Annotated in this window: 10 protein-coding genes; 7 read left to right on the forward strand and 3 right to left on the reverse strand. The window is 47.6% G+C overall.

Features of this window, described 5'->3' with window-relative positions; translation table 11 throughout:
- Positions 1-66 precede the first annotated feature (66 nt).
- Entirely contained in the window at positions 67-258 is a 192-nt protein-coding gene (locus AC286M_RS36685) for a hypothetical protein (RefSeq protein WP_488209103.1), read from the forward strand.
- Between the two features lie 66 nt (positions 259-324).
- On the opposite strand, the gene AC286M_RS36690 is transcribed toward AC286M_RS36685, so the two are convergent.
- Complete coding sequence (locus tag AC286M_RS36690; RefSeq protein WP_488209104.1) at positions 325-909, reverse strand: DUF305 domain-containing protein; 585 nt, start codon at positions 907-909, stop codon at positions 325-327.
- Between the two features lie 534 nt (positions 910-1,443).
- Here AC286M_RS36690 and AC286M_RS36695 point away from each other — a divergent pair.
- Entirely contained in the window at positions 1,444-2,865 is a 1,422-nt protein-coding gene (locus AC286M_RS36695; protein ID WP_488209105.1) for a multicopper oxidase family protein, read from the forward strand.
- Positions 2,866-3,253: 388 nt separating this feature from the next.
- Here the strand turns inward: AC286M_RS36695 and AC286M_RS36700 are convergent, their stop codons facing one another.
- Positions 3,254-6,505 carry a DUF3854 domain-containing protein gene (locus AC286M_RS36700; RefSeq protein WP_488209106.1) on the reverse strand — a complete coding sequence of 1,084 codons (3,252 nt, stop codon included), beginning with the start codon at positions 6,503-6,505 and terminating at the stop codon, positions 3,254-3,256.
- 619 nt (positions 6,506-7,124) lie between these two features.
- Here AC286M_RS36700 and AC286M_RS36705 point away from each other — a divergent pair.
- Both AC286M_RS36705 and AC286M_RS36710 read left to right on the forward strand, forming a co-directional pair.
- Positions 7,125-7,736 carry a helix-turn-helix domain-containing protein gene (locus AC286M_RS36705; protein ID WP_488209107.1) on the forward strand — a complete coding sequence of 204 codons (612 nt, stop codon included), beginning with the start codon at positions 7,125-7,127 and terminating at the stop codon, positions 7,734-7,736.
- Positions 7,737-7,957: 221 nt separating this feature from the next.
- Entirely contained in the window at positions 7,958-8,143 is a 186-nt protein-coding gene (locus AC286M_RS36710; RefSeq protein ID WP_488209108.1) for a hypothetical protein, read from the forward strand.
- 260 nt (positions 8,144-8,403) lie between these two features.
- Here the strand turns inward: AC286M_RS36710 and AC286M_RS36715 are convergent, their stop codons facing one another.
- The gene (locus AC286M_RS36715; protein WP_488209109.1) at positions 8,404-8,880 is read right to left on the reverse strand and encodes an AF_0619 family ribbon-helix-helix protein; all 477 of its coding nucleotides are present in this window, start codon (positions 8,878-8,880) and stop codon (positions 8,404-8,406) included.
- 499 nt (positions 8,881-9,379) lie between these two features.
- On the opposite strand from AC286M_RS36715, the gene AC286M_RS36720 reads away from it, so the two are divergent.
- The 3 genes from AC286M_RS36720 to AC286M_RS36730 all read left to right on the forward strand — a co-directional run bounded on the left by AC286M_RS36720 (position 9,380) and on the right by AC286M_RS36730 (position 13,849).
- Positions 9,380-9,613 (forward strand): hypothetical protein, encoded by a 234-nt coding sequence (locus AC286M_RS36720; RefSeq protein WP_488209110.1) that lies wholly within the window; start codon positions 9,380-9,382, stop codon positions 9,611-9,613.
- A 153-nt stretch (positions 9,614-9,766) separates the two neighbouring features.
- Entirely contained in the window at positions 9,767-13,117 is a 3,351-nt protein-coding gene (locus tag AC286M_RS36725; RefSeq protein ID WP_488209111.1) for a DUF4347 domain-containing protein, read from the forward strand.
- A gap of 243 nt (positions 13,118-13,360) precedes the next feature.
- Positions 13,361-13,849, forward strand: a complete 489-nt coding sequence (locus tag AC286M_RS36730) for a hypothetical protein (RefSeq protein WP_488209112.1) — start codon at positions 13,361-13,363, stop codon at positions 13,847-13,849.
- Positions 13,850-13,952: the final 103 nt, after the last annotated feature.

Below are 13,952 nucleotides of genomic sequence, written 5' to 3' on the forward strand. Positions count from 1 at the left end.
TCGGTTCCGAGTTTCCTGGAGAGGGTTGACCGGATTCAGATCCCGTTTGACCATTGGGAGACTGAGATGGATATTGAGAGCGACTGCTTCCCTCTGAATGGCTATGGCCTGAGCCGCTCCCTTCATGAACATCCAGTAGCTGGTCTGCTTGATCGGTCGGCTGTGACGTATCCAGCCAACAACGAAAATGACCAAGGCTGCGATCGCACCAATGATCGGAAAATGATTCAGCAAGAGGTGTACATGAGTCCAACTTAAAGTCATAGAACGTATTGCGGAGAGTGTGGAACTAGATCGGTTTAGGTAAATCTTTGCTGTTCAGCCCTATTCCGGAATGGGAGTAGAGACAAAGTCTGGAATCTCTCTTCCTTCCAACTCAGCTTCTGATGTGACCAAGCCGTTTTCTCGGATATCAGAAATCAGCCACTCCATTTCATTGATTTCTCGACGCTGAGCTTCAATAATTTCATCGGCCAGTTCACGCACCCGAACATCCTGAATCTGGGCACGTTCACTCGTTAAAATTGCGATCGAGTGGTGCGGAATCATGCCTTCCATGTAGTCTACATCGCTTACGGTAAGCTGACTGCGCACCAACCACAGGGAAGCGCCAAACAGAACGATGGCAGCGACATAGATGGCAATGTTCATGCTGCGACTCTTATACATGTGCAGCATGTATGACAGCATAATGACCATCATGGCGGCACCCATAATCAGCGCCATATAAACCCGTGTTTCACTAAACCAGGCATGATCCAAAATCTGATACGAATGTAGGTACATCAAGAAGAACATCACCACAATTGAAGTACCAATCATGGCAAAGTATCGGACGTAGCTACTGCCCATACCACCATCATGGCCCGCATCAGCATGGTTTTTCATTGCATTTTCTTGAGTAGTCATCGGTGTTCCTTGCAATCAATACTTTGGAAATGATTTTTAGAGTAAAAAATATTTGGAGCAACTCGTAAATTGCCTCATCGCTAAAGAAGAAAGAATTTGCCGCTATGCCAGTAGAAATGCTCCAAAGTTGAAATAATATAAAGCCTGTTTATAAGAATCAAATTCATTAATCTCTTCTGATGAGTGATGGCTTAGAGATATCGAGAAATGCTGCCTCTTATCACCTATCAATGGCGTGAAATCTAACTTCAGCCATAAGTCATAGAGCCATTTCATTTTGATTTCATCGGTAGATGTTAATCCGTTGTAAGTACCTGAAATTGAGCCACCATGTCCTACATTTCATCGCCATTTCATGGTTCATCGATAGAATAGCGATCACTAGATTGAATTTTTGATCACTGTCTTTATCCTCTGGCTAACTAGAGATTCTACGATTGCCCTATCCCCCATCAAGCTTCAATCGTTTTTTGTAGAACCACGTTTATGACCATTAGGAAAACTATCAAGCGACGAATTTTTTTGAGGCTAAGCTTGGGAACTACAGCGGCAGTGCTCTTAGCCCAATGCTCTAAGGACTCGTCACCGTCCTTAGAGCCGAATTCAATCTTGGCTCAAGACCCGGTGCAGAGCAGCGAAGGCGGGTTACTCAGCTTTGACTTAGTGGCTGAGGCGCAACAGGTGAAACTGGGCAATCGCAATGCCAATCTGCTCACCTATAACGGCCAAGTTCCTGGGCCTCGCATAGAAGCCAAGCCTGGTGATACCATCCAAATTCGCTTTACGAATCGATTAAATCAGCCCACCAATTTGCACTATCACGGGCTACACATTCCACCGACGGGGACAGGAGACAATGCTTTTCTAGAAATTCCGCCGGGGGCAAGCCATACCTACGAATTTCAGATTCCCCAAAACCATCCAGCAGGTACGTTTTGGTATCACCCTCATTATCATGGGCTGGTTGCTGAACAGCTCTTTGGCGGCCTTGCGGGACTCTTTGTGGTACGGGGAGAGTTGGATGAAATTCCCGAAATTCAAGCCGCTCAGGAAGAATTTTTAGTTCTCAAAGATTTTGCTCTAGATGACAGCGGCAATATCCCTGATCCGGGCCATATGGCGCAGATGACGGGGCGTATTGGGGATTTGCTGACCGCTAATGGACAATTCAATCCGGCTTTGACCGTCCCCCAAGGTGGCCTGCTGCGGCTCCGGTTGCTGAATGCTTCGTCGTCCCGGTTTTTCTGGCTGTCGCTAGAAGATCACCCATTTTATCTAATTGCAACTGATGGAGGTGCGATCGCATCTCCCATCGAACTCAATGACTTGATGCTAGCTCCTGGCGAACGAGCTGAGGTGTTGGTCAAGTGCGATCGCAATCCCGGACAGTATCGCCTACTCAATCAGCCCTTTAATCCCGCTCAAGGGATGATGGGTGGTGGCATGATGGGCGGCGGTATGATGGGGCGTCCTTCCAACCCAACTCGAACGGAAACCGTTGCTACCCTTACCTATCGCGGCACAGTTAATCCGGTTCCGCTGCCAACCCAACTCATTCCGGTTGAATCCTTGCTAGAACCCCAGACTGTACGCCAGTTCACACTCAACCACGGTATGGGAATGGGGATGGTGTTTCTAATCAACGGCCAAGCGTTTGATCATCATCGGATTGATACACAAGTAGCACTCAATACGGTTGAAGACTGGGAAATAAGCAACACGGGCACGATGGCCCATCCTTTTCATGTCCATGTCAACAAATTTCAGGTGATTAGCCGTAATGGTCAACCTGCGCCCTATGCTGCCTGGAAAGATGTTGTGTCGTTAAGTCCGGGTGAAACTGTGCGGATTCGCATCCCCTTTCGCGACTACATCGGCAAAACGGTTTATCACTGCCATATTCTAGACCATGAAGATCGAGGAATGATGGGAGTTTTAGACATTAAGCAAGCTTAGCTCCAGTACCTCAGCAAGCATCAATAATTAGTTCCAATATTTAAGGGCAAATGCAGAGCAAACCACAATAACCGAATTGGTAGAATCCCTTCTTAACCCTCAGTCAGCTCTAGACTATATTCATTAAATAATCTCAAAGCAAGACTCGCATGCCTCATAGCAAGAGCTTTTTTTAGACTCACCCCTCTCACCCCAAACACTCGGCATAACAAGGAATATGCGTGCAAGATTTTGACGGCTTTACAGGTGGAGGCAAAGGTGAGATCGCAGGTTTCACTTTGGCTCAAAATCATGGATTGCACGACTCAATGTGCTCCTGCTGAGAGTTGTGTTTGCACAGCATTGGCAAGAAGCAGCCTATATTAATTGGCAGCTAATTCGTAACGAACTATGTGCCCACTTCAGTCCGGCTACAGGTTGCAAGAGGCAGCTCTCGCCGGAGTATCGGGCATGACTCAATTGGGTGCTTGTCATGCCGGAAGGCTTCGTCAACGCACTCTCTCCGAAATATCTGACCAAACTGCACCCGGTCACCTATCTGCCAGCTCCGAGAATCGGGTGTAAAACAAGAATATAGAGCCTCAGGACTCTCCGTGTCCATGATCTCTTGATTAGAAATTGGATCTCTAATAGAAATTGTGGACACCGATGCGGATAGCTTTTTTCTAACGGCCTGCAACAGCTTGAGGCGAAGAGGATTCTCCAAATCAGGAAGAGCATAACGGCGAGCCCGTTTTTGATCGCGACGGCCAGGACGACTAATCGCAACCACCTTTAGTCCTAAGCGCTTCACCAGTTTGTTGGCAATTTGGCAGGGTGTCTGCTCGGGGTTGATCGTGAGATTTAACCAATAACGCACTTCATGGATGAATCGAAGGGCCACCTGCTTGATGGCAATTGCTCGTTTGTCGTGATTTGTCCACGGCTTACCATCGAGCAGGTTGAGTACGCCCAATTTGGCAATGATGGCAGCTTTGACATAGCGTCTGGGCAGCTGGTGTGGAGCCCGAATCGAGCTAGCGAGAATGGTCTCCATGATTCCGCGATCGCAGTTCTTGACCGCCTCTAGATTCTCAGCCTGAGCCTGGAGCAAAACACCCCGACGCAGTGCCCCATAGTCGTTACACAACACCTCGTAGCATTCATCTACATCATTGAAGTCGATACCCGGAAATTCCGAACGGCACAGCACTTTATACGCAATCAGGCGAATCTCCCGGCTACTCTCCATGCCGTTTAGAGTGCGGTGCGCCCAGTCTGGAGTATGCCCCGCTTGCGGCTCAGCCTCAGCAATCTCAAGCGCCTCCTCGAACCAAATTTGCTTCTGTGTAGCATGCCACAGTTGGGCAGTCGCCTTGTGAGCCGAGACGGTCGCGGTCGTTACGCCATGGCCCGCACCGTCTAGACGATCGATTAAGGCAGCCTGAGCGATCGCTTTTTGGCTTCCACTCACGGTACGGGCCACCGTTAGATAATCAACGATAGCCGACTCCACTCCAGCGAGTGGATGATCGCGAGTTCCAATATCAAAGAGTCGCGCCAGCGTGATCAGGTTTTGGCTCAGGCGCTGTTTGATCGCGCGGGGACTGCCTAGTGCTTCCTCACCCGTGCCCGTGATGAAGGGCGGAATAAAAATCTGGCGCGGTACCGCCGGTCGATACCGACCCAGTAGTTGGAGATGGGTATCGGTGCTCAGGGCAGGGAAATAGGCCCACACTGCATCAAAATAAGCATCCTCAACCGCCACTTGCCCTTCAATGCTGACCCCTGATTTGGCACTCGGCGAGAGAATCAACACCTCCGGCTGATTGACCTGAAGCCACCGATCTGGGTCTTTGAAAAACAGATTGAAGGTCTCTCCTTCGTTCGTTTCTGAATCGATGCGAGTGGTACGGATGCCTTGACCCTGCAAAATGCGGTCGAGCCGCTTCGCTTCCCGTTGGGAGCTGGTCACCACCAACAAGCGACTTCCCTGCTCAATCCGATGGAGCAGACGCTGCCGAAAGCCAGAGGCTTGGCCAGAAAAGACGTGACAGTCCCATGAGATGCCGTGTTTACGGTGTTGGAAACAGCGCACAGCTAGGGATTCACTAATTGTCTGCCAGAACTGCACAGCCCGATTGGGGAGACCATCTTCGCTGAGAACAATCGCACCTCCCGAGGCGATCGCGTGCTTGGCAACACGGACAATCTGTTCCAGGATGGCTCCATAGCGGCTGTTGAAGGTATCTCCCTGGCAGATATGCTCGGTCACCTGGTTACCCTCATCGACGATCAAGACAACGGGCTTTGACCAGAACCACTCTGGCAGCTTGCCAATGGAGTCAGGACACAACACGAGGCCAGGGCGCTGGCGGGCGGCGTTCCAAAAATCGCGCTGACGTTGACCAGTGGCTCCCTGATCATGGATATGGAGAATGCCCCAGTCTTGGGCGGTTTGCTGCCCCAGTGCATTCAGTGGTGAGAGCACTAGGACGTGTTTGTCTTCCGTCAGGGCAGTGTGTACCCAATCGCGCCCGATGCGGTAGGTTTTCCCAGTATTCATGGTGGCATCTACGACATGAATAACGCCTGGTGTCAGTTCGGGCAATGGTGGCAGATAGGGGCCTTCAGTGCGTCGTTCAATTGGAAACGTGAGCGCATTGTGTCGGTGGATGGCATTGAGCGCAGCCGCGATCTGTCCGCTGCGTTTGTACTGTTTGAGCGTGGGAGCTGCGTTCAAAAGTTCATGGAGTCGCTCTGCCCCGGTCAACTGGCGGGCACGGTCTGGAATAGGATAGTCGCTCGGATCTTGATAGTGTTGATGCGATCGCACTAAGGGGCTAAATCCTTTGGTTACCTCAGAAGGCTGCTCTGACGTTTCAAGATTGAAGGTGTCCAAACTCCCTACGGCTTTCGCTGCGTTGGTATAGCGGTAGAGAACATCATCAATTCCTTTGCCCTCTTGCGGTTGCCAGATTGGACAGCGAACTTGGCAGCCGTGACGGTCTAGAACCTGACCCAGTTGCTTGACCTGCCGGTGTACATTGGCAATCGTTCTGGGCTTGGTGTCTTGATCGAACAGAATGAACAGCCGTCTGCCCTTCGTCGCAAAGCGTTCAATGGCAGCGTGCAGTTGTAGGCTTCCTTTGACATGCCATTGAGTGATGCCGCGCACCGCGATCGCAGGAATGCCATGAGCAATTAGTGCAAGAGCTTTCTTGAGTCCTTCTGCGATCGCAACTGGCAGATTATTCTGTTCGACCACAGCCCAAAAATCCTGACCGGGTAAGGGAGTCACATCGTAGCGCTCGTAAATGGTGGCTGCCGTGATGTCATCAACACGAGGCACAATCGGCTCAGCTACAGCTCCCGGTGGCGTCTCATACTTGATGGTTTTACCGAGCTTGTGAGGATCGGATCGCGGATGGAACGGTTTGGCATACGGGACGCCTTCGCGTGTACACCACATGCCATCCCGCAGTGGTTCATAAATCTTGAGCAGGCGCTGAACTCCGACCGTGATGTAGCTGGTGACCGTTTGGGACTGAGCGATTTTATCTTCTAGGATCGCTTGAATAGCATCGTCACCGGAGAGGATTTGGACATTAGCGGTTGTCAGTCGATCTGGAATAGCAGACTGTCGAAAATCTGCTAGCATCCAGTCCTCCAGTGACAGCAATGCTCGATCCGAGTTAGAGCAATAGCAGGCATTGCTCGGTGTCAATCTCTCGTTCATGCTGTTCTATTCCTCTTATGGCACAGCAGGAATAGACCATTTCAGAGCACCATCAACGTTCACCTTTCGAGGCGGGTTGCCATTTCTGAAAGGCGTGATAACATAGGCGCAATAGTTCTGTGAGCCATTCAAGATTCTGTTGATCCTGGCCTTGAATGTCCCTTACTGGTCTATTCCGAATAATCTGATCCGCTCTAGCGGGCGTTTGGAACTCTGGTTGCTGGCCGCAATCAGAGTTTTTAGCGTTTAAATTGCGTCTCCACCTCCAAGTTGACAATGGCTCAGGTTTTCGCCCTGATCATACTTCACTTATCGATAAAGATAAAATTTATAGCGAGTATTAAGCTAATGACGATTTTTTATCGTTTATTTATTTAATCTCGTGTATTCGTTAAAGCTTTGCGCTGTGATCTCGATCAATTGGGACGAATAAGGGACTATAGAAAACACAGGGGTGCATGATGAGGCGTAAGGGCTCTTTGAGGGTTTGCTTGTGCATCAGCCTGCCATCTCGAATGACGTCGAGACCCCCTTTAGCCCAATGATTGTTAATCGTTTTGCCATGACCAACCCGACTGAGTCGGATCCAATCCCAGACCCCACATCCGCAGAGGAAACCCGTGTCACCGAACGGCTTCGGATCAAAGATGCGTTTTTTGCCGCTATTGATGAGGCCGACGGCTATAAGGCCACTCAATTGGCAGAAGCCGCTGGTGTCACGGATGCGACCCTTTCTTTCATGAGGAATCAGGGACGAGATGTCCGGATATCGACCTTTCAACGTCTCCTAGATGCCATGCCGACTGATGTCTACCTCCGGTTCTATCGAAATCTGGGGGCGGGTCTTGCTGATAATGCGTTGACAGACCCGGACACACCGCCCGACCGGATTATTTCAGCGCTCTTACATCTGTGCACGGATCAGCAGTTGATGGCTCTGGTTCAAGAATTAGGCGCACTGTCTAAAGAACGACAAAGCCAAGGCAGCAAAGTGATATCAATCCTGGTGTTGCTCATGGAACTGATGCAGTATTGCGAACTCGAAGACATCCCTGAACTGATTGGTAAAGTTGGAAAATACACGTCCACTGCGATTCATCGCGCGTCGGACACTCGCTCTGAATCGGACACTCGCTCTGAAGCGCAGCCCTGAGCCGTTTTATACTGCAACTTGGCGCACTGAATCTCAATCTATGAGCAACTATCCAGTTGAATGGGGAACATTACTGGGAAAAAACGCTTCTGAATACCTTTGTGTTGTTTGTTGATACGCTCTTATCCAGAGTAAGAACCGTCTTGTGGCTCTATTGGGTATGACTCGGTGCAAGAGTGATGGTCACTTGCACATCATGCGGAAGGCGAATATCGCAGCCTATGCAATTCGACGAATCAACATCTGCTGAAGCCGTCAATGATTTACTGCGACGGTTTGATGAGCTAACAGAAGACGAACAAACTGCATTCATTGAAGCGTTGATTCGAAAAGAAACAATTCAACGCATCATGAATCTTGTCTCAAGGTGCGCAAAAGCCAAAATTGATGAAATTCAGGATTCATGAGGTTGGCTTCAATTCTTGCGATTGCAGCACGATACTCATTAGAATCCTCATCTTTGGAACGGTACTTAATTCTTTTGGCTCATGTTCAGACAGTGTGAAATGCAAGTCTAAAGCCACCTAAATAAGGTCAAGTTAAAGTCATTTGCACTTTCTTTGAACATGAGCCTCCAGAGTTATGAGGATGTGTGTGGAGTTGAGATCGCGCTTTTCTAGTGAAGGTGTCGCAACTTGCAAAAGGCGTTAATCCAGGTTGTTGTGCTCTATTCACTTAACTGCGTTTCATCCGATTCCTTAAACACAGGATGCTTAATCAGGAATCGTGGCTCGAAGTAGAGGTAACATTCTGTCCAGCCTTGGCCGGGAATCAGGATTTGAGTCTTGTGTCCACTGCTAACTAAGTTTTTCAGTGAGGCTTGCCCAAAGCTGTAGGCACTGATGAACTGGTTGAGAGTTTGCTCAAACCAGTCCTTCAGCATGTCGATTTGCACCTTTTTGGGCTGTCCCCGATAAGGCACTTCAATTACAGTCCCTTTGGCTAGGAACTCTTCGTCAATCACATCAACTTGCCAGCGTTGGTTACTGGGCAGTCTCGGCACTTCAGTTGCTTCAGTGGATTGTGATTCCGCTCTGGCCAGCTCGCCTTCGATTGCCCTGCGGCAAATCTCTGACCAGTTCAGATTTGCCTTATTCATCCGTGCCTTCAGTTCTTCGCTGACGTAGATATTGACGCTTGCCATTGATGATCTCTTAACTAATGTGCCTACATTTATCAGCATGTGGTTCAAATGCTATATGCGCATACTTGCAAGCATAGGCAGGATCAAAGCTGCATCGCCATATCTAGGCATCAAGACTTGGTGAAGCTAAGTCTGATTTGTGACCTGATTGTGCGATCGCAAAGTTGCAGCTCGATTTTGCTTATTCCTCAAACTTTTCGATAATGTTTTTTGTACAGAGTAGAGAAAAATAATCTAGATCTGGAATGCCCTTGTTGCAAAGCCTCTAGAAATAGCTCATTTTTCTCTGCCCTATACCAAATATCATTACCTACTTTTCTTTATCAGTTCTTTATATAAAAAACAGATCTGTTTACGCCCACCTTACGTAGTGACGCATAACTTAAGGTTACAATCGGCACGTTTCCTACTTAGATGGTTGTGTTCAGAATGATCGTCCCTAATAGTTCTGAACGCTTCATAGCATAAACCGCCAGAGATTACAGGTACAACAAGCTTTTTGATTGTTATGAATATTACTACTGCGCTGCCTAGCGCTGCTTTGGGTGCTCTTGTTTTGGCTACTCCTACAAAGGCGGCTTGTTTTAAATTTTCATCTATCTTCCAAGCTCAAACAATTTTGACTGGGTTAATTGACGATGAATTAGACCCAGATGGAAACTATTTTTCCGCTGCCTCAATTCCCTTGACCGCGATCGCAAAGCAACAAGCTGCGAAACGCGACATCGCCTAATTAAATCAGCTGTATTTCATTCAGTCTTTGCATAGCTGTTGATCTGGGTAGGCCATCCATCAGCGGTCTATCCCGTCGTTGACGGTCGCTTTGCTATGCCCAATTTTGCTCCATTTGTCAGTCCTATTAATTGCGAAGGAAGTTAAGAGCAGCATGAGTTTTGCACCTACCGACACCTCTGTTTTCACTGTCAACGGATTTCCTCAGCCTGATGCATCACCCTTGAATCCAGCGCTGATGCCATCTGATTTATTGAGTCACTCTAGCTCATCCCCTGCTGCTAGTAGCTTAGTTGTCATCGATCCGACTGTTGAAGACGCTGCGTTCCTTGCTAACAGTGTTTCAGGGACTGATGTTGTTGTGCTGGATGCTAACCAAGATGGCATTGAGCAAATCACCGCTCTCCTAGCAAACTACGAGCAGCTGTCTAGTCTCCACATTGTGTCGCATGGTGCTGTGGGACAGCTTCAGCTTGGCTCAACAGTCTTGGGTCTAGATACACTTCCACACTATGCTGAACAGCTCACTCAGTGGCAGGACAAGCTGAGCGAAGAGGCTGATATTTTGCTCTACGGCTGCGATGTCGCAGATGGCATCGTCGGGCGATCGTTTGTAGGGCAGCTTGGTCAACTGACTGGGGCGGATATCGCCGCCTCTAACGATCTTACGGGTAATGCCGCTTTGGGTGGTGACTGGGATCTAGAGTGGACAACGGGCGACATCGAAACCAACCTAGCCTTTGATGCAAATATTCAGAACACGTATCAAAGCGTCTACAGCACGAGTGGAGGACTGGATGCACTATTGCTCATTGGCACCTCTAGTACAGAGCTAGAGGACTATACTGAGATTCGATATCGATTAGAGAGCCTGGGTTTTAGCGTTGTACAAAAGCTAGCATCAAGCCTCCAGCTTAGTGACACAACAGGGATGGAGCTAGTTGTTTCCGCTGCTTTTGGTGGAATTAGCATCTTGGACAATTTAGACCTGCCATTGATCGTGTTTAACGACAGTGTTGCTAAGCAGCTTGACATGGGTATTTGGAGCACTTCCGCACTTGGAGTCGGAGGCCGTACTCTCACAATTGAATCGACTGAGCCACTATTAACAGCTGGATTGTCGGGAGTGGTTAATATCTATGATCCTTCTGGAGGCTTGACCTATTTAGAACCCACTAGCAGTGCAATACGAGTCGGAACATTAGCTGAAAGGCCGTATACCACACCTGCGAATGCAACTCCAATCTTTGCTTATGAGGAAGGTGCGGCTCTTTATAATGGTGAGTTCGCTCTAGCTCGGCAAGTCTCATTTTTGGGCTATACGCGATGGGTAAGTGATCTATCTAATCAAGGGTGGCAGCTCTTTGATGCAGCGGTTCAGTGGGCAATTGGGGAGCCAAGTGCTCCGGTTGAGATATCGCTTGCACTGAGCAATGATACAGGGGTCAGCGATAGTGATGGTCTTACGGCTGACCCGACCCTTGCTGGACAATTAAGCACAGCCAACAACATCACTTCTTTGCAAGCGCGGATCGGCAATGGGCAGTTTGTTAGCGTCTTAGATGCTCTACAGTCTGATGGTACGTTCACCCTTGATTTAGAGCAGCTCAGTCACCTCAATGGCGGCGGTTTGGCCTACGGAAATTACACGGTTGAAGTTCAAGCACAGACTGCGGGTGGGTCAACTGACACCGAACTGATAGACTTCAGCTACGAGTTTCAGCAATCTGTACTTCCCTATAGCAATGGGGCATTTGTGCCGCTGGAGCTTGCCGCTGGGCAAACCACATTTCAGTTTGGATTGCCGAACGATATTGCGAATGGGGATCAACTGCTGGTGTATCTCTTAAATGAGAACGATCCAACCGATACCCTCTTGGCCAATGGAGCTGAAGGTAATCCCCTGTTATCGGGCACTAACACCTACCTGTCCTACGATCCCAGCATTGTTAGTGTTAATACCGAAACGGTTACGGTTGATGTCTCTTCCCTGACGTCCGCCGAACTTGATTCGGCGATGGTCTACTTTGTAGTGTTCTCAGAATTTGACTCTCCCTCTGATGATCCGGACTACTACTCCTACGACGGTTATGGATGGGGCAGTGGTTTTGGATGGGGTGGCGGCGGTGGTGGCGGTGGTATCACCGACATTCAGTTTTCATCTCCGGGTTGGGCCACTACGGGTGATGGCAGTTCTGACCCTGATGATCCCGGCTCTGGCGGCAGTGGTTCAGCTCCAGATCCAGAGCCTCCAACCCGGCAGTTTTTGACGCAGCTGGGGGGAGATGGCTATTTCATCTCGTATGATTTGCTCGATGAAGACGATACGTTTACTAAACCGACTGAAATCAAGTTTGGCAACAACGTGCTCACGTTGAACTACTCAGATACGGGCGCATTTATCGGTAGCAGCAATGATGAACTCCTGGATGTGGTGCTCGCTTCGGTTGGACTCACGAGTTTAGATATACTGGCGGCTGGAGAGATCCAATCTTCCGAAGCCAAGTCCTTCTTACCTTCGGCACAGACTCTTCAACTTTGGGATGTTTGGTCACGTATTGGTGAAATTGCAATTAAACCCAACAAGGATTTTGATGTTTTTGCACAGGAAGAGCAAACAAAGCTTTTCGATTTTCAGGAAGACCTTCTGAAGAAAGCAAAAGTAATAGACAAATTTCAAGGCTATAAGGAGAATCAAGAGCAACTTCAAGCAATAGTTAAGTTAGGTAATGTTTACGCTGCACTTGATCCTCAAATCTTTGATACGGTAAATGATAAGCAACTTCAGGATGAGCTTGTTGCTGGCATCTTCCTCCGTACAGATGTTACTCCTGAAGAGGCTAGGGAAGAACTTTTAAGTTTTTTGAATACAGTCGATAGGAATGACTTTTTTACATCATTTTCTGGCGAGATACTAAGGTATGCTTTAGAGCAAGGTGTAAACCAAGACAACCTTATAGCCGTTCATCCTCGGCGACCAACTGGACTACCGACTAGGAATGCACCAACCTTAGTATTTACCTCAGATTCAGAGTTGTCTCAGGCAGTTTTGGATAGCGATCAATTTCAAAATGAAATTAAGACTCGGATTGGGTCGGTTTTGGAAGAGTATTCTCAGATATTATCTGACGGAGAAAGCGTAGTCGTTCCAATATCAGGTGAAGACGTTCCTCTAAATTATAGAGATGGCAGAGAAAAACTACAAACTCCAAGATTATCCGTTTCTTTGGGATTTGCTAATTATGACTTTACAGCTGACATAATGATAGAAAGGAGAGGACAGACTCTTGTTTTTGAGGCTAGATTTATTGGTTTAGGAGATGACTTTTATGACTTTAATGATCCAGGAACTGATAATTTGTTAGATCCGTTTAACAGACTTGCTCGTGTTGCATACATTGCTCAGGAAGGACATACTCTGGCTGTTTTTGAGATTAATTTTGTTTTACAAACAACCATAACTGGAGGTTATCCAATACCTTTCTCTCCTCCTGGAGACTTATAAAGCAACAACAGTTTATCTATTCCTTTTTTATCTCAACAGTCCGGATAAATTTTCTGCTCAAACGCTGACCTCTTAATTCTTTGTTGAATTAATCGCCATAATATGAGCCAAAACCTGCGTTCTTTTTTCAGTCATTAAAAACTATCCGGACTGTTGTTATATTTGAAAAATATCTGAGTATTCATCGTGAGAAAAAACATCGTTTTTTTAGTTAAACTTCTTGGATTAGGATGTACTTCGCTCATGGCACTTTCGCTCCTTGTGATTTTAGGATTAATCGCGTCTTTTCGCCTTGGAGATAACTCAGAATATTCTCTGAATGGAGTCCGATGCCTTGAGATAGATGACGAGATTGACTATTTTCAGGAATCATCAGAATTTGATTTGCCTAATGATGCTGAAATTATTCTAAGCTGTGACGACCATAGCGGTTTTCATTGGGACGGAGAATATTATTTTGTTTTTGATACAACTCCTCAGCAGGCAATGTCTTATGTAGACTCTACACCGTGGAATTCAAATTGGCAGCAAGGACCAGTTCCAGAAGATATCTATGATAATCTTGGCTTAGGAAGATGGGCGAGTGAGCAGTTTGAGTCTTCTACCATTTGGTATCTTGCTGAAAATAATTCTCCTCCAAATACTTCTGTCTATGAAAAGTGGTGGAATGGAAGGGTCATGGTAGTAGATCCAGCAACTGGGCGCGTTTTTTACAGTAAATGGGATTTTTGATTGGTATGCTTCATGTTATTTTAATGAGTCAAAAGGATGGAAAATGTAGTGTTACTGGTTGTTCGTATAGATAGTTTCTTGAGCCAAAATTTTTTAAATCTTT

The organism is Thainema salinarum CENA647 (genome assembly GCF_057732415.1).